The sequence below is a fragment of the Microcoleus sp. bin48.metabat.b7b8b9.023 genome (assembly GCF_013299185.1).
Lineage (GTDB): Bacteria > Cyanobacteriota > Cyanobacteriia > Cyanobacteriales > Microcoleaceae > Microcoleus.
On record NZ_JAAFKG010000064.1, the window covers coordinates 17,776 to 38,790 of the forward strand.

At 47.0% G+C, this 21,015-nt stretch carries 20 protein-coding genes and 1 pseudogene; 9 read left to right on the top strand and 12 right to left on the bottom strand.

Annotated features, from left to right (window positions below):
- Window position 1: 1 nt before the first annotated feature.
- Window positions 2-370, bottom strand: a complete 369-nt coding sequence (locus tag QZW82_RS27095) for an aspartyl protease (RefSeq protein WP_293155699.1) — start codon at window positions 368-370, stop codon at window positions 2-4.
- On the bottom strand, window positions 367-684 hold the full coding sequence (locus QZW82_RS27100; RefSeq protein WP_293155702.1) for a hypothetical protein: 318 nt from the start codon (window positions 682-684) through the stop codon (window positions 367-369). Before QZW82_RS27100 ends, QZW82_RS27095 begins: the two co-directional genes overlap by 4 nt.
- 262 nt (window positions 685-946) lie before the next feature.
- On the opposite strand from QZW82_RS27100, the gene QZW82_RS27105 reads away from it, so the two are divergent.
- Complete coding sequence (locus QZW82_RS27105) at window positions 947-1,714, top strand: calcium-binding protein (protein ID WP_293155705.1); 768 nt, start codon at window positions 947-949, stop codon at window positions 1,712-1,714.
- A 156-nt stretch (window positions 1,715-1,870) separates the two neighbouring features.
- Here the strand turns inward: QZW82_RS27105 and dxs are convergent, their stop codons facing one another.
- The 3 genes from dxs to QZW82_RS27120 form a co-directional block, all read right to left on the bottom strand.
- Window positions 1,871-3,778, bottom strand: a complete 1,908-nt coding sequence (gene dxs / locus QZW82_RS27110) for a 1-deoxy-D-xylulose-5-phosphate synthase (protein ID WP_293155708.1) — start codon at window positions 3,776-3,778, stop codon at window positions 1,871-1,873.
- Between the two features lie 239 nt (window positions 3,779-4,017).
- The gene (locus QZW82_RS27115) at window positions 4,018-4,257 is read right to left on the bottom strand and encodes a DUF4926 domain-containing protein (protein WP_293155711.1); all 240 of its coding nucleotides are present in this window, start codon (window positions 4,255-4,257) and stop codon (window positions 4,018-4,020) included.
- Between the two features lie 291 nt (window positions 4,258-4,548).
- Window positions 4,549-4,758, bottom strand: a complete 210-nt coding sequence (locus QZW82_RS27120) for a hypothetical protein (protein ID WP_293155714.1) — start codon at window positions 4,756-4,758, stop codon at window positions 4,549-4,551.
- Window positions 4,759-4,891: 133 nt separating this feature from the next.
- Here QZW82_RS27120 and QZW82_RS27125 point away from each other — a divergent pair, with 133 nt between their 5' ends.
- The 5 genes from QZW82_RS27125 to QZW82_RS27145 all read left to right on the top strand — a co-directional run bounded on the left by QZW82_RS27125 (window position 4,892) and on the right by QZW82_RS27145 (window position 8,011).
- On the top strand, window positions 4,892-5,104 hold the full coding sequence (locus QZW82_RS27125; RefSeq protein WP_293155717.1) for a helix-turn-helix transcriptional regulator: 213 nt from the start codon (window positions 4,892-4,894) through the stop codon (window positions 5,102-5,104).
- A 17-nt stretch (window positions 5,105-5,121) separates the two neighbouring features.
- Window positions 5,122-5,334 carry a helix-turn-helix transcriptional regulator gene (locus QZW82_RS27130; RefSeq protein WP_293155770.1) on the top strand — a complete coding sequence of 71 codons (213 nt, stop codon included), beginning with the start codon at window positions 5,122-5,124 and terminating at the stop codon, window positions 5,332-5,334.
- Window positions 5,335-5,752: 418 nt separating this feature from the next.
- On the top strand, window positions 5,753-5,893 hold the full coding sequence (locus QZW82_RS27135) for a hypothetical protein (protein ID WP_293155720.1): 141 nt from the start codon (window positions 5,753-5,755) through the stop codon (window positions 5,891-5,893).
- 212 nt (window positions 5,894-6,105) lie between these two features.
- Window positions 6,106-7,740, top strand: a complete 1,635-nt coding sequence (locus QZW82_RS27140; protein WP_293155722.1) for an MBL fold metallo-hydrolase — start codon at window positions 6,106-6,108, stop codon at window positions 7,738-7,740.
- A complete protein-coding gene (locus tag QZW82_RS27145) occupies window positions 7,730-8,011 on the top strand; it encodes a hypothetical protein (RefSeq protein ID WP_293155725.1) in 282 nt (93 codons plus the stop codon). The genes QZW82_RS27140 and QZW82_RS27145 overlap by 11 nt, the downstream gene beginning before the upstream one ends.
- Window positions 8,012-8,018: 7 nt before the next feature.
- On the opposite strand, the gene QZW82_RS27150 is transcribed toward QZW82_RS27145, so the two are convergent.
- Entirely contained in the window at window positions 8,019-8,330 is a 312-nt protein-coding gene (locus QZW82_RS27150; protein WP_006633466.1) for a DUF6679 family protein, read from the bottom strand.
- Window positions 8,331-9,296: 966 nt separating this feature from the next.
- Complete coding sequence (gene tatA, locus QZW82_RS27155; RefSeq protein WP_293155728.1) at window positions 9,297-9,500, bottom strand: twin-arginine translocase TatA/TatE family subunit; 204 nt, start codon at window positions 9,498-9,500, stop codon at window positions 9,297-9,299.
- Between the two features lie 301 nt (window positions 9,501-9,801).
- On the opposite strand from tatA, the gene QZW82_RS27160 reads away from it, so the two are divergent.
- On the top strand, window positions 9,802-10,539 hold the full coding sequence (locus QZW82_RS27160; RefSeq protein WP_293155731.1) for a phycocyanobilin:ferredoxin oxidoreductase: 738 nt from the start codon (window positions 9,802-9,804) through the stop codon (window positions 10,537-10,539).
- A 252-nt stretch (window positions 10,540-10,791) separates the two neighbouring features.
- On the opposite strand, the gene QZW82_RS27165 is transcribed toward QZW82_RS27160, so the two are convergent.
- Window positions 10,792-11,703, bottom strand: coding sequence for a hypothetical protein (locus tag QZW82_RS27165; protein ID WP_293155734.1), 912 nt, complete (start codon window positions 11,701-11,703; stop codon window positions 10,792-10,794).
- A gap of 529 nt (window positions 11,704-12,232) precedes the next feature.
- Between QZW82_RS27165 and dnaX the strand changes: the two genes are divergently transcribed.
- Window positions 12,233-15,091 carry a DNA polymerase III subunit gamma/tau gene (gene dnaX / locus QZW82_RS27170; RefSeq protein WP_293155737.1) on the top strand — a complete coding sequence of 953 codons (2,859 nt, stop codon included), beginning with the start codon at window positions 12,233-12,235 and terminating at the stop codon, window positions 15,089-15,091.
- A gap of 105 nt (window positions 15,092-15,196) precedes the next feature.
- Here dnaX and QZW82_RS27175 read toward each other — a convergent pair whose 3' ends face one another.
- Complete coding sequence (locus tag QZW82_RS27175; RefSeq protein ID WP_293155741.1) at window positions 15,197-15,955, bottom strand: GNAT family N-acetyltransferase; 759 nt, start codon at window positions 15,953-15,955, stop codon at window positions 15,197-15,199.
- A 97-nt stretch (window positions 15,956-16,052) separates the two neighbouring features.
- Here QZW82_RS27175 and QZW82_RS27180 point away from each other — a divergent pair.
- A pseudogene (locus QZW82_RS27180) lies at window positions 16,053-16,323 on the top strand (RNA-guided endonuclease TnpB family protein); the annotation flags it as partial.
- A gap of 129 nt (window positions 16,324-16,452) precedes the next feature.
- Here QZW82_RS27180 and clpX read toward each other — a convergent pair.
- The 3 genes from clpX to tig form a co-directional block, all read right to left on the bottom strand.
- Window positions 16,453-17,796, bottom strand: a complete 1,344-nt coding sequence (gene clpX, locus QZW82_RS27185) for an ATP-dependent protease ATP-binding subunit ClpX (RefSeq protein ID WP_293155744.1) — start codon at window positions 17,794-17,796, stop codon at window positions 16,453-16,455.
- A gap of 9 nt (window positions 17,797-17,805) precedes the next feature.
- Window positions 17,806-18,495, bottom strand: coding sequence for an ATP-dependent Clp endopeptidase proteolytic subunit ClpP (clpP, locus tag QZW82_RS27190; RefSeq protein ID WP_293155747.1), 690 nt, complete (start codon window positions 18,493-18,495; stop codon window positions 17,806-17,808).
- Window positions 18,496-19,447: 952 nt separating this feature from the next.
- Window positions 19,448-20,869 carry a trigger factor gene (gene tig, locus QZW82_RS27195; RefSeq protein WP_293155749.1) on the bottom strand — a complete coding sequence of 474 codons (1,422 nt, stop codon included), beginning with the start codon at window positions 20,867-20,869 and terminating at the stop codon, window positions 19,448-19,450.
- Window positions 20,870-21,015: the final 146 nt, after the last annotated feature.

Sequence of the window (21,015 nt, forward strand, 5' to 3'; positions counted from 1 at the left end):
TTTAATTCGCTTCCAATGTCAAAATACCCGCCGAAATATCAACTATTAAACGCCGATTTTTCAGCCACTGGCGGCCGATTAAAATTTCCGGTACTCCCGCACCCACATGAACGGGAATGTCAAACTCTTGACCTTCAATACGCACTTTTCCTGCATAAATATCGAAATCAAATTCTCCCTTAGCTGTTTGCATTGTTTCTTTGTCTACATAAGTCCAATCAAGCCCTTCTAAATCCTGAATATCCATTGCTAACCAGCCAGAAAAACCTGTATCTAGCAGAGCATCAACAGGTAATTCTAAGCCGTTATCGGCAATCAATGAAATTTCAAAAAACAGCTCGTCATTATCGCCAAATATTCCTTCCATCATATCGTGCCACAAACTCCGGTTTCATTAATCCGAAATACGTGCGGGATAGCATTGGGATGTTTCTGACGACACATTTTTCCAGCAGCTAACGAATCTTGTTCGATAAAATGTTCTCCGCTGTCGGGTTCAACCGCCATGTACCAGTTGTAGTGGGTTTTAATCAATTCTGGTTTGAGGCGATCGAATATGGGTTGACACCGCTGGCGAAATGCGGCTCTTTCGGCGTACCATTGGGCTATTTCTTCTGGAGAAAGTATGCGTTTTGCGTGCAATCTTTTCCGGGGTACTCTGCGAGTTGGGTTGAGATAAGTCATTGTTGATTCTCCCTTATCGTGAAACTTTCATTCAATCATATCATAAACTGGTTAACTGGTTCCTAGGCTCTGCCTGGGAACCAATGTCTAGAGGCTCTGCCTCGTTTTGGAAGTGGGGAAAATTCGAGGCAGAGCCTCTGGAGCTCCGTTACCAGGCTCTGCCTGGTAACGATTGATATCGCACGATCTCAGTCACTCTTGACGCTTCTTGGAGTTCGATGTTAGGGTGTGTTTCGTAAATTACATTTTTCGGATATCAATCGTGGCAAACACTTTGAACTTAACTAACAATTCTGATAATTTTACTATTAATCCTGGTTTGATGGCTCAGTTTCCTGGAGGTATTTTAGGCTTAGATGGCGATGATACGATCGTGGGTTCTATTGGGAATGATATCGCCAATGGCAATGTTGGTAAAGATATTTTATTTGGCAGAGATGGCAATGACAACTTGGAAGGCGGTAAAGGCGCAGATGATTTATATGGTGAAGGTGGCAGAGACACTTTGATTGGTGGTTCTGATGATGATTATCTTGCCGGTGGTGACGGAGATGATATTTTGTATGGTGGCAGAGGTGATGATTTATTGGATGGAGGTGCGGGTAACGATACTCTGAGTGGCGATCGAGGTTACACTTATTACAAAGGCGGAACGGGTAGTGATGTGTTTGTGCTGAGAACGGATGTTGTTGCAGAAGATCCCAGGCGTAACTCTAACCGTAGTTTTAGTGGTTCGGCATGGGATGGTATTCTAGACTTTGAAAGGTCGATCGATCGCATTGGCTTGACTGGCGGTTTAACTGAGGCAAATATTACACTTATTCCCTTTTCTTTCGCGCTATCGGATGTTATTTTCATTTCAGGGAGGTTTCCTCGAGAAGGCAAAATTTCAGCCGCCGATACAGATGTAGATAAAAACGGCCGTTATGACGGTACTACGATTCAAATTGCTGCCACAGGTCAAGTTTTAGCTAGAGTGCTGAGTGTGACACCATCTGACTTGCAGGGGCGTTTTGTTACACTCTCATAAAGTGGGCATTTCTTAACTCGTTTAACTGGTTCCTAGGCTCTGCCTGGGAACCAATGTCTAGAGGCTCTGCCTCGTTTTGGAAGTAGGGAAAATTCGAGGCAGAGCCTCCGGATCAGCGTTCCCAGGCAGAGCCTAGGAACGAGTGAACGAGTGAAATTAGACGCTAACTGGTGACTGTTTGCGGCTGAATGTTGCTAAAATACGATCGCACATTTGCGACGGATTCAATCCCAAAGTGGCAAAGGATTGTTCCGGCGTTGCATGATCCACCAATGTATCGGGTACGCCCAGCCGCATCAGTGGTACGAGAATATTGTTATCCATCAAAGCTTCGGCTACTGCTGAACCAAAACCACCCATTAAACAACCTTCTTCCATCGTGACAACTTTGCCAATTCGCTGTGCCAAAGGCAAGATTAATTCAGTGTCTAAAGGCTTGACAAAACGTGCATTAATCACAGTTGCTTCAATGCCATGTTCGCTCAACATCTCGGCGGTTTGCATCGCCGGATAAACCATTGAACCGTAACCTAAGATTAGCACGTCATCGCCGTTGCGAAGGATTTCCGCTTTGCCGATCGGCAATTCTTCCCAACCTTCTTCCATCAGAGGCACGCCGTAACCGTTGCCGCGCGGGTAACGCATGGCGATCGGGCCTGTCGTGTGGTTGATGCCAGTGACTACCATCCGCTGCAATTCTGCCTCGTCTTTTGGCGCCATAATTGTCATATTTGGCAGACAGCGCAAGTATGAAATGTCGTACATTCCTTGGTGGGTTGGGCCGTCGGCGCCGACAATCCCGGCGCGATCCAAACAGAAGAACACTGGCAAGTTTTGGATGCAGACATCGTGAACTATTTGGTCGTATCCCCGCTGCAAAAATGTCGAGTAAATTGCGACAACCGGACGCATTCCTTCGCAGGCTAAACCTGCCGATAAAGTCACTGCGTGCTGTTCGGCAATCCCAACATCGATGTACTGTTTCGGTAGTTTTTCCTGAAGTTTGTCTAGGCAAGTTCCGGTTGCCATGGCAGCGGTGATGCCGACAATTTTGGGATTATTTTCTGCTAGCTTAACCAGGGCGTGGGCAAATACTTTTGCGTAGGCTGGTGGCTTGGGTTTGGTCGAGGGGATGCCTTTCCCCGTGGCTAAGTTAAAGGGATTTTGGGCGTGATATCCTACTTGGTCTTTTTCCGCGATCGCATATCCTTTGCCCTTCACCGTCACCACATGAACTAACACAGGGCCTTGGATGGTATGACCTTGTTTGAAAGTAGCAATTAACTCTTCCAAATTGTGTCCATCTACCGGGCCCATGTAGGTAAAGCCCAATTCTTCAATTACGGCTCCCACTTTCGATACGGCTAACCGTTTCATGCCTTCTTTGAGGCGTTCCATTTCTGGGGTAAAAGTTTCGCCAACAAAGGGAATTTGTTTGAATTGTTCCTCTAAGTTATCTTTGAGAAATTGCACCGGCTGCGAAAGTCGCATTTTGTTCAAATAGCGGGTAATTGCGCCGACATTGGGCGAGATTGACATCTCGTTGTCGTTGAGCACTACCATCACATTGGTTTTCGGCATATGGCCCGCGTGGTTGATCGCTTCTAGTGCCATGCCGCCAGTCAATGCGCCGTCGCCGATGACTGCTACAGTTTTAAAGTTTTCGCCCTTCAGGTCGCGCGCCATAGCCATTCCTAGAGCAGCGGAAATGCTCGTAGAAGCGTGACCAGCTCCAAAATGGTCAAATTTGCTCTCGCAGCGCTTGAGATAGCCTGCAACGCCGTCTTTTTGGCGCAGGGTGTGAAATTGGTTGTAGCGCCCGGTGATCAATTTGTGCGGATAAGCTTGATGGCCGACATCCCAGGTAACTTTGTCGCGATCGAGATCCAGGGTTTGGTAGAGTGCTAAGGTCAGTTCGACTACACCCAATCCTGGGCCGAGGTGTCCGCCGCTCGCTGCTACAGTTTCTAAATGCTTTTCTCGAATTTGTCGGGCAATTTGTTCGAGTTGATGAATCGACAGGCCGTGTAATTGGTTTGGATGAGTCAGTTCGCTGAGATGCATATTTTAAAATCCCGCTCCTAAGAATTAGGACGAATCCTTAACAGATAATAGTTTGAGCCTGCGGCGTTCGGTACGCGCAAACTTAGAATATTTTACCTGTTATTTGAGAAAAACTGTTAGGCGTAAGATTTTTATTATTTTTGACCTGGTAATTATAATAAGTAAATCGCAAACAGTCAATCTAAAAAATGCTTATCTTGTTAGTTGGCAACGGCTAATTATTAGCTGCACGGGGATTATTAGCGATTTAAAACTGGTTTTTGTAATGATGGCTGACTTTTTAACCATTGGGTTTCTGCAAGCGGACTGTGATGCAAAATCATTAACTGCGATTTTTTAAGGGATTCTAGCGCGTAGGTACAACCTTGCAAATCGCTAAACTCAACTTCAACAAATTCTGCATCGCATTCATCAACTACCGTTCCAACTTTACCTCGATATATTGTAATGCAATAATATCGAGCGGTTTGATTGTGCAATTAATTTTTAGATGCCTCTTTGGTCGATCGATCGCCTTTTAAGCGATCGCGAACAGGATTTACGCATTAAGACTCCTCGAAACCGGGTTTTTTACTTTATCTAGACGATCCAACGAAAAATTGTCGTAAAAAACCCGGTTTCTGACAAAAAGTACGATCGCAAACCAATGAAGACACCAAAGCCGATCGCCCTTCACAATTTATCGCTTGTCAATTGAAACACAAAAGGGCGATCGCACTTATCCGTTAAAACATTCGCTCTATCTGAGTCGATCCTCTTCGAGGGCTTCGCTAACGAACTTCTGGCAATTTCTCGGCCCCAGTCGTATCAAAGACGATCGCGTGTTTAGTCGCAGGTAACAACCGCCGTAAAATCTGGATGTATCCCTCTGCATCACCCCGCCGGTGGAATCGAGCAACCACCAATCGCTGCATATTTGGCAATTGCCGCACAATACACCAGGGATGAGAGTTTAATTTTGGCTTCGATGTTGGTATCATAGGAAAATCCTTCCCCGCCAAAAGCGGGGTGTGATAGAAAAAGCGATCGCCCTTAAGTTTTCGACGCTAAGAGGGCGGTCGTTTTGAATTATTTAGATGTTAAGGTTAAATCTAACCACTTGTCAAGGGCAAAATGGGGCGAGTTAGACTAAAAATTCGAGAGTTGGCAGAAGAAAAGGGCTGGACGCTCCAAGACGTGGCCGAGCGCTCTGGGGTCAATTACAATACGCTGAAAGGTTATGCTAGACGCGATGATGGGATGAGTATGGTTGATCTAAGCGCCGTTTGGAAAATCGCCCTGGCTTTTGATGTAATGATTGAAGATTTGGTCGAGTTTTTGGAATAGTAACGGCTATGGCGCTAATGGGATACGTGAGATTGCGGATTCGAGAACTAGCTGAGCAAAGAGGTTGGACGTTCAAAGAAGTTGCCGATCGATCCGAAGTCAATTACAACACCGTAAAAAGCTACGGGAGGCGCGATGCTTTGAACACGGCCGATATTTCTGCTGTCTACAAAATCGCCCGCGCTTTCGACGTGACAATGGAAGATTTAGTTGAGATTTTGGAAGATTGAGGGCTCAGAAATGGGGCGAGTCAGGCTGAAGATTCAAAAGTTGGCTCAAGAAAAGCGCCCGACACTGCAAGATGTGTCTCCTCGATCGGCACAAGGTTTGCTTAAAAAAATGTATCAAACTTTTACAAAGAAACCGATCGCACTCATAAAGCCACTATCTTCGTAACAAAAGCACTTTATCAGCATGAGTCTGGTTATCGAAGTTTGGATTATTCGACTCTACACCGCCCCCAACACCTGACAGATAAAGATTTGTAATGTTTTGTCAACATCTTTGGGCTGCTGAATTAAAATCTTCTCATAAAAAAGACGAGCTTTTAGCAGGCACAAATTATGAAAAAAGTTTAAAACTCAGCTTAAGAACTCGAGTTCGCTGCTCTGACAAAGTGCAATAACAATGTAACTAATGTAACTTTTGATGCAAGAACCACTAGCATTAACTTTGTTGAAGGCGACAGGTCAATTTCTGGCCGTGCCTTCAGAAAATCGCTTTCCTCGTCGATCGCATCAAATTTTAAATGCAATTACTTTGCTTGCACGACGGGAACCGCAGGTGTAAAGGAAAAATTTAAGTCCAAAGCTGACGCACCAGAACTTTGAGCGACGGTTTTTTGACCGACAACGAGGACAGAAACACAGTCTTTTCCTCCATCAAACCTGGTTTTTGCGTCCAACACTCAACTCGATCGAATGAATGCAGTCGCAGCCAACATTTAGTTAGATGTTGCGATACTGCAAGTTGCGCGCTTGTACAGGGAGCTAACGGCAGTGATGGATCTCGATTGTTTACCTTACGGCGCAGGCCACGCCCAGGAAGGGGTCTGTCTGCTAGTGCGAATGGGGCCGTACCGCATTTTACTCGACTGCGGTATAGAGGATGTCGCACCCCTGTCAGCGACAGTAGATCGATCGCCCCCAGCCGATTTCGTAGTGTGCACCCACGCCCACTCCGACCACGCCAGAGGTTTGCTAGCACTCCACCAGGCTTTCCCCCTGCTGCCAATTTACGCCAGCGAAGTCACAGCGCGACTGCTACCGCTTAACTGGCCGGCCCAGTCTCAGCAGCCAGAGTCCCGTTTCTGTGAAGCTCTACCCTGGCAGTCCCCGATCGAACTGCGCCGGGGACTGAGCGTGCAGTTGTTCCCGTCGGGCCATTTGCCCGGAGCGGCGACTGTACTCTTGACCTATGAAGCCCCCCATCGCACCTACACCCTGGTTTACACCGGTGACTTTTTTCTGTCCAATTGTCGTTTGGTGGAAGGTTTGCCGCTGGGAGAACTCCGGGGCATGAAGCCCGACGTGTTAATTGTGGAAGGTAGTTACGGCACGGCGCGCCACCCTCACCGCCGACAACTGGAAAATCAGTTAGCCGATCGCATCCACCGCGCGATCGCCGACGGATACTCGGTACTGCTACCGGCACCCGCCCTCGGTTTGGGTCAAGAACTGCTGATGCTGCTCCGCAGCCACCACTACTTCACCGGGCGCGACTTGGATATTTGGGTGGACGGCACTGTTGCCGACGGGTGCGACGCTTATCTGGAACTACTGCCCCATTTTCCCACCGCCGTTCAAAACTTTGCTCTCCACCAACCTTTGTTTTGGGACGAAAGGGTGAAACCCCGCGTGCGCCGGCTGTCTGCCGAACAGCGCTCCGAATTGGGGAAAACCCCGTGTATTTTAATTACTGACCAAATTGCTGATTTGGGTTTGTACGTTGCCGATCGCACAAATCCTTGGATTTTACTCGCACCTCAAAAACCCGGATATCCCGTCAGGGAATGGTTTGCCAACTGGCAGGAATCAGGAGTTCGGCTCATTGAAACTTACTTGCTAGCCGAACACTGCGACGGGCCGGGAACTACCCAGCTCATCCACAATTTGCGTCCGCAGCACGTAATTTTAGTGCACGGTTCCCCTGCATATTTGGCTGACTTAGCTAACTTGGACGAGCTGCGAAACCGCTACCAGTTGCACACTCCGGCGGTAGGGACTGTTGTCGAATTGCCGATCGGGGAAATGTTTTTGCAGCCCGCTATCCCCGAAACTAACTATGAGGGAGAACTCAGCGAATTGGGGACAGAGGTAGCAATTAGCTTGCCGAGTCCGATTACAGCCGATCCTCGGTGGGCAAATTTTGCCGATACAGGTTTGGTAGAAGCGCGCTGGCAAGGCGAAGAACTGGTACTGCGCGGCATCTCCCAGCGGGAACTGCTGTTTCAAGGCAACGCCGTTCAGGCAAACCTCGAATGCTGCGGCAATTGCCAGCACTACCGCGGCCAGCGCTGTTGGAACCAGTCCAGTGCTTTGTTTGGCTTTAAAGTCACTCCCGATGGTTTCTGTCCGGTGTTTGAAGCGATACCGGAGTCTGAATTTTTCCTAGATGAGGAATTAGATGCGGAATAAACCTATTGTTGTCATGGCGATCGACAGCTTAGGGCGCTTTCTGATGAGAGCGATCGCAGTATTTGTTGTTCGTTGGTTCTGCGTCTGTGACTGCTCTGGTGGCTCAGAGGCGAAAACGGGCGATCGAACTCAAATTTCCATCCAAATAGCTTATTTGGTGACAATCCAGCAGATTTTTCGGCAAAACCCGAGTTTTGCCCCATTCCTCGACAAAAAAGGGAGAAAAGTCGTTTTCTTTTCCCCCAACTATTCTTTGTGCCTCAAGCTCTAGATCAAAACTATTCTAAATTCGAGTCCGGGTAGTGATTGCGAATTTGCTCGGCTTCGGGACAATCGTCAGAAACTAGGGGTTCGCAGTTAGTTCTCGACACCGAAGCCAACTTCTGGGACACAGCTCCAATACTTTCTAGACGCACCATTTCTTCCCAGGAGCTAATTTCGTCTTCTTCGTCGGTTTCGTAGCGCAGCGTGACTAGATCCCCTTCAATATCTAGGATACGAGCGCGCTCTATCCAACGTTGCTGATCTCGAAGAAAAATAGAAACCTCACGACCATCACAACAGAGTTGATAGATTTTGCGCTGTAGCATTTGTCAGTTCTCCTGCGCAGTGTAACTTGCTTAAAATATGGCCTGTTTGCAGTAACGTACTTTGGGTTTTACATCGGAAGGGACAGCCCTATGGACTGGCCAGTTTGACGTTTTCCGAAACTTTGGCACCTATGGGGGTTACCATATTTGATTTTACCACCAAATCTATCTTGTGCGCCATTTATCTAATTGCAGATTTTGGGAGCAGCGGCATCCCTCGCGGGAGGCATTTACCACAATAGATTCGCAGCATCAGAACTTGATTCGGGCCAGCCACCTTCTAAGCGGACTGTACTTCGAGTCGTTCTCGATCGCTCCTCAATTTTTCCCAGAGACACTACGTAGATAGCGGCTTAATTCGCTTTGGGCGATCGCGCGGACATTGCGGAGGCTCTCATCCAGGACGATCGCAACGGCGATCGGCACCATTCCTGTGCTGACAACGGTAAAATCTCAAATGTACTCAGACCTTGACACCGAACCGACGCACTCCGATACGCCATCAAACTAGAACTCAAACTCCCTCCCTTGTGCCGTGGCGTTAGAAAATCTACAGGTTTGACTTAGGAGTATCGACGTTTCCGAGCTTTAGTAACAACGGTAAAAAAATACAACTGCCAGTTTCCCTGAAAAGGCGAAAATCAAGCTAGGGAAATTTCAGTATATCTCTTCCAACAAACAGTTAGGCAACCGACAATCAGAAATACAAGCCTCAAAAAATACCCCCAAATATTATCGAAGGCTCGCCCAAAAATAGGGAAAAATTGCCAAAAAATGACGAACTATCTGCAAAAAACTACAACAAAAATTAGCTATAAATACAGTCCAAATCAGGGTATTTTTGAAGGAGATCGAGCTGATTGCCAGCGCCTTATTATTGGGAAATATCGACACTGCCCAATAAAACATTCTCTACATATACGATGACAGAGCGTTGCTGCTTCTATTTGCAGGAAGTTCAGCAAATTACTTTCCTAGCGTTTGCTCTTCCTCCTTGTCCTTATCCTTGTCCTTCTGGGTAGATTCATCATCAGCTTGACCGACCCCTTCCTTAAAACTCCGCAGCGTTTTGCCCAAAGCATTTCCCAACTCAGGAATTTTCTTGGGGCCGAAAATTAGAATGGCGACTACCGCAACAATGCCCAATTCGGGCAATCCCAGACCAAACATACAAAATCTCCGCGCTTACCTACTTTGCTTTTTCCCTGCGAATTACCGCTAGTGCACTTATTTTAGCGGAGAGTTTCCGCAAATCTTACTCATTACTCGGGTTTTTATGGCAATTTATTGCTCTGTGCCACTGCGAATACCTAGACTAATGTCACAGGGCTTTCTATCTTGGGCAGATTTTTTTGTAAAACTTACTCGATCGCACGTCGAACTGCTGATATCCTTAAAAGTATCTACCTTGTTTACTGCATCCTGCAACCGTAGAATGAAGTTTTATTAAGCGATCGCCCGATAAATAAGAATGTTAGAAACATCCAAGCCTTCCCTGCGCGACCAACAGCACTACCTTATCCGCGAATTAGCCGATCGGATAGAATCAGTATGGCGTCGGTACCTCGACCTCGAACCCTACCACCTCCCCGCTGAGTTGGGATACGTGGAAGGGCGGCTGGAAGGAGAAAAACTGATCATAGAAAATCGCTGCTATCAAACTCCCCAATTCCGCAAAATACACCTGGAACTGGCTAAAGTCGGGCCGCTGCTGGATATCCTCCACTGCGTGATGTTTCCCAGACCGAATTATGCTTTGCCGATGTTCGGCACAGACATCGTAGCAGGCAAAGGTCAAATTAGCGCCGCGATCGCAGACCTTTCTCCCCTCAATCCCGATCGAACTTTGTCGGAAACCTACCGCACTCGACTGCAAACTTTGCCCGTCAACCAGTTTTCTTGTCCCCGCCAAATTCCCGAATGGGGCGATATTTTCTCAGAGTTTTGCCTGTTTGTGCGCCCCGATTCACAGGAAGAAGAAAGCCGATTTCTAGACATAGTTGAATCCTACGTCGAAATTCACTGCAAACTCGCAGTCGCTTCGGAACCAGTTTCTGTAGCCGAAGAAGCAAAAATTCTCGACGCTCAAATTTACTACTGCACCCAGCAGCAGCAAAACGACAAAACCCGCCGCGTACTCGAAAAAGCTTTCGGTCAAGATTGGGCAGAACATTACATGACCGAGGTGCTGTTTGATTACCCTAAATAGCTAAAATCTGTTTACAATACTTCATACTTGGTTGGCAACTCCCCGCTCTCTCAAAGACGGGGAAAAATTCTTGAACAATTCCCCAATTCCCCAATCCCCGAATCATCCAATCTCCTAATCTAAAATCTAAAATCTAACTTGTACCCGATTTTTCGCTCGAAATGCGATAGAAGACGGCCACCTCGCACAAGACACACAAACACCCGCTGCAACTGACCTTCTTTCAGCACAATTATTGTGATTTTGCTCAACTTATTTCCGAGATCCGGGACGTTTTGCTCCTACCTTCGCAGGGCTTTTTGTTCCACCTTTAGCTGCACTTTTAGAACTACTTTTAGCATTTTTTTGACCCTTAGCTCCTGCCAACTGGCTCTCATTTTCATTGGCCGGTCTGCCGGCAGGCGTTCTCGTAGTCCTAAAGGTAACATTCACCCCTTCATTCGACTGTTCCAACACCAACATCGGCGTCGGCTTCGCTTTTTGATCCCATTCAATGTGAACGATGCGACCTTGAATAGTCGGCTGCCAACTATCATGGTCATCTGAAGGACTCAGATAAGTTTCCAAACAATCAATAATTTGATTAATTGTCGCCGATGTTGCCTGAGTCGGCAGTTTCATCAGCTTAATTTGAATCCGAAACAGCACTCGCCTTTCTATTTTTACGGCTGGATCGCCAGTTTCGTATTCGATATCAAACATCGAATCTACTTGCCTGCCACTGCCAGCAGTCCCGTTTTTATCTCCTACTGCACTCTGAGTCGGGCGCAGGGCAATACTAATTTTGTCTTTGACTTTTACTTTAATCTGGTTGACAATGGCAAAGTGAAAGACTTCTTCCGCCATCCGCATTCTCAGGTAGTCTAAATTAAAGTCTCGCGAGTGAATGAGGTCGGGGTTTTTTTCCATCTTTGATATGGTTTCCAGAGCCATTTTGTATTTTTTCTGGAGTTCTCGATTTCTAAACTCTTCAAATTTGAGCTTCTTACTCAAATCATCTAGTCTTAGCTTGGTAAATACCGCTAAACCGAGCAGCAATAATAACAGTAATCCCGACGCTCCCATCAAGATTTGGTCGGGGGACGGAGATCCTGGTTTAGCCTGTTTAGGTTTGGGAGAGGCTACTGCCAACCTTGATTCTACAAGGATGATTTGGGTTGACATGGGCTTTTAAAGGGTAAATTTTGACGCTATATTTATACAGGATTCCAGAGTAGAGCTGGCAGTATAACTCGATAGACCAACATTGACATCATTCCACCACCATCTTGGTATAACTGGATTTCTACAACTCGAACAGGCACCCTCTAATTAATACTTTATCTTTAACTGCAAGCAGGTTTCCGAAATATCGGAAAATCCCGCGCTGGCACTGGCAAAAAGAAATGGTGAATAGTCTGTGATAGATTATACCAATATAGGTCAAAAAAAAAATTGTTCCGCAGCCTCCGTTTCTAGAAAAAGAAAAATAAGTACACATAAATCAATACTAACTCTCTCCAGCGATCGCCAAAAACACTTCTAGAGAACAACCGATCGAGAAGCGGACTCTCCTATCGGGTGCTAATTACTACTGTTCGATCGCTCCCGCCCTGCCAGCTCACCGGGCGGCTGGCTGTGAGAGTAGAGCGATCGTGCGATCGAACAACGTGTCCTTAGCTAAGATTACAGCTAATACCACAAATATTCGATCGTGACCTACGAACCCCTGCATCACAAGTATCGCCCTCAGACATTTGCCGAATTAGTCGGTCAAGAGGCGATCGCCCAAACCCTCACCAGCGCCATCCTGCAACAGCGCATAGCACCAGCATATCTATTCACCGGCCCCAGAGGCACCGGTAAAACCTCTAGTGCTAGAATTTTTGCCAAATCCCTCAACTGTATTTCTACTGGCGCCCCTACCCCGACACCCTGCGGCAAATGCAACGTTTGTCAAGAAATTGCCCGAGGTTCCACACTAGATGTCATCGAAATCGACGCCGCCAGCAACACCGGAGTAGACAACATCCGAGATTTGATCGAACGAGCTCAATTTGCCCCCGTACAATGTCGCTATAAAGTATATGTAATCGACGAATGTTTGAGCGGTGATTCTCAAGTACAAACTAGCGAAGGTATGATCCGGATCGACAATCCCAACATCAAAGGAAAACAAGTTCTCAGCTATAACGAAACTTCTGAAACTTGGGAATTTAAAAAAGTTTTGAGGTGGTTAGACCAAGGTAAAAAACAAACACTGTTGATTAAAACCGCCAACCGAGAAATTAGATGTACCAGCAATCATCCAATCAGGACAGAACAGGGATGGATACTAGCAAAAGACGTAAAAGAAGGAATGAAGATACTATCCCCTGTGAATGTGGGTGCGGCACCGTCATTTACAAATTTGGGACAGATGGACGCTTGCGGAGATTTGCCAGAAGACATCAATTTTACGGGAATACCTACGGACAAAAATCCTACGACATTGCCTCTATTCTCGAACAGGCTCAAGCCCTCCGACCTATCTGTCCGTGTGGCTGTGGAGAACAACTCGAAATACCAGACTTTTTACAAAAAAAAGGCAAAGGAATTAAGAGCATTCAGTCACATTGGCAGCGACATCCCTATAAAAAAGGACACGGACTTTGGGATGCAAGAACCGAAAAGTTCTTGGCAAATTCCGACCTTTACATACACATGGGCGCTGAAACCAGTAGAAAATGGGTGTCAAACTTTAAACAGTATGCAATCCCTACAATGGATTACAAGTTCGGAGATGGTCGAATCTGTAAAAGTCGGTGGAATCGAGAGGGTTTATGATATTGAAGTAGAAGATAATCACAACTTTGTGGCAAATGGACTCTGTACACATAACTGCCATATGTTAACTGTGGCCTCGTTCAATGCCCTATTAAAAACCTTAGAAGAACCACCCGATCGCGTTGTATTTGTCCTGGCCACCACCGACCCCCAAAGAGTATTGCCAACAATCATCTCTCGGTGCCAAAAATTTGACTTCCGCCGGATTCCCCTCGACTCAATGACTGCTCATTTACACAAAATTGCCCAATTAGAAAATATCAATATTGCCAGCGATGCAGTACAAATGGTTGCTCAAATCGCTCAAGGAGGGCTGCGAGATGCAGAAAGTTTGCTCGACCAACTCAGCTTATTTCCCGGTCAAATAACCGTCGAAAAAGTTTGGGATTTAGTCGGTGCCGTCCCAGAAAATGACTTAATGGAACTGCTAGAAGCTATTGATACGGATAACGCTACAGCATTAATAGACATGACCCGGCACCTCATGGATCGCGGACGGGAACCACTAATCGTGCTGCAAAGCCTCGCCAGCTTTTACCGAGATTTGCTCATAGCCAAATCAGCACCGAAACGGTCTGATTTAGTAGCTTTAACAGCCGGAACTTGGGAAAAACTTTGCACTTTTGCCCGCAATTGGGACGCCGAGTTAATTCTGGCAAGTCAGAAACACTTGCAAACCCACGAAGTACAAATTAAAAACACCACTCAGCCGCGACTGTGGCTGGAAGTCACGCTGTTGGGATTGTTGCCTTCAGCCATTAGAACTCAGCCACAACCAGCAGGTAAACAAGCGGAAATAGTTGCTTCCCCACAAATTCACCCCCCCCAGTCCAGGGCGGGCACGGGGGCACCGCCCCTACAATCGGGGGGGAGCCAGACAGCTCCTATTGAACAATCTTCTGTTCCCAATTCGCCGAATATTGCGCCAACTTCGCAACCTGTTGTCGATCGCACAGAAACCCCACCTTCCGCACCAATTCCCCCATCTATACCAACTGCTGAAACCAGTCAAGCCAATTATTCACCAACTAATTTAGGTAGCGAAATTGATTTAGAGAAAGTGTGGCAACAGGTACTCGATCGCGTGCGGCCCCACGGGACTCAATCGCTACTCCGGCAACACGGACAGCTAGTAATGTTTAGCAATGATACGGCTTATGTTAAGATTAGTTCGCAGCCGTTGCTCAATATGGTTAAAGACAAAGTACCTAATATTGAAGAAGCTTTTTTGCAAGTGTTTAACCGTCGAGTAGCAGTAAAAGTAGTTTTAACAAATCCCGCTGCAACTAATAGTTCCCGCACCCAAGATTTGCCCAATTCTAACGAACGTATTGCCGAAACTCCTCGGAATTATCCTGCTGCGATCGATGAGAGTCAACAGGTAGAACACCCGGGTAATTCTGAGATGGCAGATGATTTTTTGGGGGACGGAGGAGAAGAGCAAAAACACTCTTGGGCAGACGAAAATACTGCCACTAATGTGCAAAATGTTTCTGCACCTTTGCGGCAGGGCAACACTTCTACAGACTCTCAGAATGAGTTAAATGCTCAGGCTGTAGCGGTACGGGCTGATGCTCAAGCTGTCGCGAATATGAGCAGGCAATGGGCTGATATGTTTGACGGGCAAGTAGTCGATTTGTCGGATGACTTGGAGATTTGGGATTCGGAAACTTTTAGATGGGAATCTGAGCCGGATTTTCCTGAGTTATCTTCTGAGATTGATGAAGATGATTTCATCGATTGGTAATCGATTGATTTTGGGAGTTCAATCAAGATGTTTGTAGTGAGGACTTTAGTCCGCTAATTTAGATGCGGACTAAAGTCCTCACTACAAACCTATTTGACAGGCGTTTTACTTAAGCGGGAGCGAAATGTGGAGAATTTCGTCGATCGCCCAAAATCCCGCCTTCGTGTAAACTCGAAATTCCTGCTCGTGTAGCGTCATCAAAAAAGCCACCGTAACACCCGCTTCAAAAGCCTCTCGCACCAACCGCGCCGTCAAAGCCCCTGCGATACCCCGCCGCCGAAAAGCAGCCCGCACGCCAATTCCCGCGATTTCCGTCGTCTGGTTTTGTGGGGGAGTGCAGATTCCAGCGCCCGCAGGTTCGCCCGTGGCTGCGATGCGGGCGAGTACCGCAATCCCACCCGCCGCCAGAGTTTTCCGAAGACTGTCAACATCTTCAGGGCTGGGTGCAGCCGCTCCGTAAGCCTCGTTTTGCGCCGCCACAGTACCCAAAAGTTCCTCATCGGAAACTGGCAGAATTAGCTCGATTTCCGGCGGAATCGGCAGCAATTTCTCCGAGCCCGGAGTGCAAACCATCAGCGGTAAGCGTCCCTCAACGGTGAAACCAGCGGATATCAGGACTTCTTCGACAGCGGGCGCGAGTTTTGTGACATATTCTAAACGTGGCTGTCGATCGCGCGCAGAGTACGCAGCAATAAGTGCGTTAACATCGGCGAGGGAAGGTGTGGCGCCATCTTCGGGAATCGCATAATTGAGGTAAGGGTTGGTGCTGTGGGGGCTGAAGGTAGCGAGGAAAGGCCCGATATGCTGGGTGTCGCGCTGCTGGCTGGCTGCAAAGCGCAGGTATGATTGAATGCGAGATTCCATAACTGTTGATACAAAGTAAATGATTTTCTAGAAAATTCTTGAATAATTAGGTAAAAGCTGGTAGTGTAGATTGAGAAAAAAAAATGCTTTAGCGATTAAAACAGCTAAGACCATGGTCACTTAGAGTCATTATCATTTCCAGCAAATGTTGAAGCATCAAGCTGCTGTTAAATATGGCAGTTTTGTAGTAGGCATAACGGAAGAATACACATCAAAAACCCGTTCAAAGTGTGGACAGAAATTCAAATGGCGCTTTCAATATCTTGTTGAAAGCTTTGAGAGATACCTCCTTGACAGGAGAGCTTGCAGCTTTTTCTGTCTTGCCATACACGGTAGTATCAGGCTTAGTCCTGGATTTGCCGGGTTAAATGTATCTGGCTAAACTTAGGTAATATCATTTTCGCTGGAACTCTCACAGGTTCGTAGTGAGGACTTCAGTCCTTCTTCCTGAGGACTGAAGTCCTCACTACGAACCAATTGGCTAAAAACTTGAGCTTTTAAGCTGATTCGGGTTTTGGTAGCGAAGACGGAAGCACCAACAATTCGGCAGTCGATCGCTTCTCAACCATTTCCTTAGTTATCGTACACCGCGTCACATCCTTGCGCGACGGCAACTCGTACATCACATCTAACATTAATTCTTCGACAATTCCCCGCAGTGCCCGCGCTCCTGTTTTGCGGCGGTATGCCTCTTGCGCGATCGCCCGAATCGCATCCGTCTTAAACTCCAACTGTACATTATCCATTTTTAGCAGCTTTTGATACTGCTTCACCAAAGCATTGCGGGGCTCCGTCAAAATCGCCATCAGCGTTTCCTCATCCAGCGGCTCTAACACCGCCGCCACCGGCACCCGCCCGATAAACTCTGGAATCATCCCATATTTTACCAAATCGTCCGGTTCCAGTTGCTTGAGCACATCAGCGGCCCGCTTTTCCTTCGGCTGAGCTTCTCCCGGCTGAATAAAACCCATTGACTTTTTACCCGTTCTCTGCTCGATCACTTTTTCCAAACCGACAAAAGCGCCACCGCAAATAAACATAATATTGCTCGTATCAATTTGGATGCAATCTTGATACGGGTGCTTGCGGCCGCCTTGAGGTGGTACATTGGCGATCGTCCCCTCCAGCATTTTCAGCAAAGCCTGCTGCACTCCTTCCCCAGAGACATCCCGCGTAATCGAAGGATTTTCGCTCTTGCGGGCAATTTTGTCAATTTCATCAATATAAATAATTCCGCGCTGGGCCTCTTCCACGTCCATATCTGCCACTTGCAGCAGCCGCAGCAAAATATTTTCCACATCTTCCCCGACATAGCCCGCTTCCGTCAGCGTTGTCGCGTCAGCCACCGCAAACGGCACGTCCAGCATATCAGCCAAAGTCTGAGCCAGGAGAGTTTTGCCGCAGCCCGTCGGCCCAATTAACAAAATATTCGATTTTTGTAGTTCTACTTCTTCCGGCGGGTGCTTGCCGCTATTTTTGGCATGGATAAAGCTGAGGCGCTTGTAGTGGTTGTAAACTGCCACCGAGAGGACTTTTTTCGCCTCCTCTTGACCGATCGCATTTTCGTCGAGATAATTTTTAATTTCCCTCGGCTTGGGAATTTGGCTCATCGAGATACTTTTGCCCGAGGTAGCGCGGCGTTTTTGCGTTGTTTCCTGCTTCGGAACCGCCGCCGCTGCGGGCACAGCACTCGAATCAAACAACTCCTCATCTAAAATTTCATTGCACAAATCAACGCATTCATCGCAGATGTAAACCCCGGGGCCTGCGATTAACTTTCGCACTTGCTCTTGAGACTTGCCGCAAAACGAACATTTTAGATGGGAGTCGTACTTAGACATAACAGCCTCTTATTTCAGTGCAGTGACGTTTTCTCCCGCAGCCGGAAGGTTTTCTTTTGCGATAACTCGATCGACCAATCCGTAATCTTTGGCTTCATCGGCTGACATAAAAAAGTCGCGTTCTGTATCTGCCTCTAATTTGTCGATCGGTTGACCCGTATGGTGCGCTAACAATTGATTCAGCTTACGCTTATGATAAAGGATTTCTTTGGCTTGAATCTCAATATCTACTGCTTGACCTTGAGCGCCTCCGAGCGGCTGGTGGATCATAATCCGAGAGCTAGGAAGAGACATCCGTTTCCCGTGAGCTCCTGCTGTCAGCAGAAATGCGCCCATACTCGCAGCCAAACCGTAACAAATCGTCACCACATCCGGGCGAATTTGCTGCATTGTGTCATAAATTGCCATACCCGCCGTTACCGAGCCACCCGGGGAATTGATGTACATTTGGACATCTTTTTCTGGGTCTTCGGCATCTAGATACAATAGCTGAGCTACGATCGAGTCAGCCACTTCGTCGGTTACGGGAGTTCCTAAAAACACAATGCGCTCCCGCAGCAAGCGCGAGTAAATGTCAAATGCCCGCTCGCCCATCCCCGACTGTTCTAGTACCATCGGCACTACATTGCTGGGGCTAGAGCTGACATCAAAATCGTTGTAGCTTGTAATTAGGTAATTGGAAGATTGAGATACCACCATAAGACACCAGTCAAGGATTCTAGACAATTTGCTGCTGTTGAAAGCTTGAAATTAAGCCGCCAGCTTTTAACTATTATGCCTCTTCTGAACCGCTTCTAACAACCTACCTAAATCTACTGATATCGAACAGAATTAGTGCAAGTCCAAGTCTGCGGTGTAACTTCCTCAAGGTAAAAAGAAGCGCATTGCTGCTTGCTGATGGCTCCGCTTGCGCTCGCTCATCAGCCCTGACCACTTTTCCCCCGACGCGAGTTTAAGACCTTGAAGTATCACCTATTGAGTTGTAATTAATGATCGATTTGTGTCAGGTGTTTTATGGTTTTCACGCCATTTAAGCCTTAACAACCCGCATCTATCGAGCGTAGTCACATTTTACTACATCATGTCAATGCAAGTCTATCTCTTCAAGAGTGAGTATGTTTAAGTAGAAATAGGTAGTTTTTTTGAAACTATTTTTACCCCAGATGGGGGGAATGGGGAGTTAGGAGTGAGGGAGATTGATGGCTGTGCTCGGCGTAACGTTGGTAGAGTGAATGAGTTAAAAGACTTACTCACCAATCGTGGCTGTTTTTAGTGCGCGCCAACCGAAACCCGGTTTCTGTTGCAAAAACTTGTTTTGGGGGCGAGACACCTACATAAAAACGTTTCTAGCCCCTGCGCGCCAGCCCTGTTGCAGCAAGCATCAGGTGTGCCACATTCGTGTCAATTTAAGCTTAAGAGTTGATAAATATCGTTTACCCCCTAGGCTATATCCCCCTAAATCCCCCTTAATAAGGGGAGTAGGGGTTGACTTTGAGCGCTTCTTGTCCCCCCGACTATCATGGTGGCTAGGGGGGGAGCAGGGCCAGACCATGAAACAACAATCTATAACTGCGTTTGACGTGCTTTTTGGCACAAATCTGCGCGTTTCGCACCCTACGCTGGTAGTTTCTAGAAGCAAAACTAGAAGGTTTTACTCTTGGCCTACCACTTCCACGTCGATGGCGCTAGTGACTGCTTCATCAGACTCTTCGGCGTCTGATTCTTCTGCTTCTTCCTCTGCTGCTGGAGTCAAAGAGCCTTCAGGTACGAGTTCAATTGTCCCTTTTTCTTCCAACCATTTCAGGGTTTTTTGTTTTAGCAAGTCTTCTGCTACAAATTCCCGCAACTTTTCAGGGTCAAAATTCCCTTTGGGAAACTGCTTTCTGACTTTTGCTACTTCTGCTAATACTTCTGCTGGTTCAACAGATAAGGATTCCTGCTTGGCTACTTCTGCCAGAGCTAGAGTCTGTTTGAGCCTTTCTACTGCTTCCGGACGAGAGCGTTCCCGCATCGGGCCGATATTTTGTTCGGTAAACAGTTGGTTGATATCTATGCCATAATTTTTCAACTGCATGGCTTGTTGGTTGAGCAAATAATCGATTTCGCGATCGACCATAGTTGCGGGAATTTCCACATCTATTAGTTCAACCAGTGCTGCTGATATGGCTTTTTCCTTATTAGCTGATAACTTGTTTTCTTGCTCTGTTTTAAACCGAGTTTCGAGGGATTCGCGCAGTTCTGCTAAAGTTTCAAACTCGCTAACTTCTTGGGCGAAGTCATCGTCCAACTCCGGCAATTCTTTTTCCTTCAGTTCTTTCAGAGTAATCGTAAATACTGCTGGTTTTCCCGCCAATTCTTCACTGCTATATTCATCAGGGAACTGGACGGAAACTTCTCTAGTTTCTCCCGGATTCATCCCGATCATGCCTTGGATAAAGCCCGGTACAAACTGATTTTCCGACAATTCTACTTGAAAGTCTTCGGCATCGCCACCTGGAATTTCTGCGGGAGTTTCACCTTCGGCTGCTTCGGCAAATCTACCTGCGAAATCAACCAAAGCCATGTCTCCCAATTGAGCTGACCGGCCTTCTACGGGGATTAAAGTCGCTTTGTCCGATCGATATTTTGCCAGTACCTCATCTACCTGAGCCTCATCATACTTAACTTCTTCTGCTTGAAGCTGCAAGCCGGTGTACTGACCCATTTTTACTTCGGGTTCTACATCAACCTTAGCCGAAAAAGTCAGAGGCTGTTCTGGATCGAACTTTCCTAGCAATTCTTCAAACTCAGTGCGGAGTTCAAAACTGCCTATTGCCGGAATTTTTTCTTGTTCGAGAGCTTTTTGCAGTGAATCATTAATCAAATTTTCCAAAGCTGTAGCTTTCAAGCGAGTCTGGCCCAGGCGCTGTAGCAAAACTTGGCGGGGAACTTTGCCTTTGCGGAACCCAGGAATATTGACCTCGCGAGCGAATTGTTTAATTACCTGCTCGTAAGCTTGTTTTGATTTTTCTGATGGCACTTCGATTTCCAAACCAATTTGACTGGCTGGAAGTTTTTCCTGGGTTACTTTCATAAAAAACACTCGGTAAGTGGGAAACTCAGCGGCTTTAGCCCGCTCGTGGAAAACGACTCGGCGATTTCAATCGCCTTAAATCTTCCCATTACCGCCTTGGAGCTGTAAGGGTTCGGTGTACTTTTGTAATGTACTTTCGATGGGAC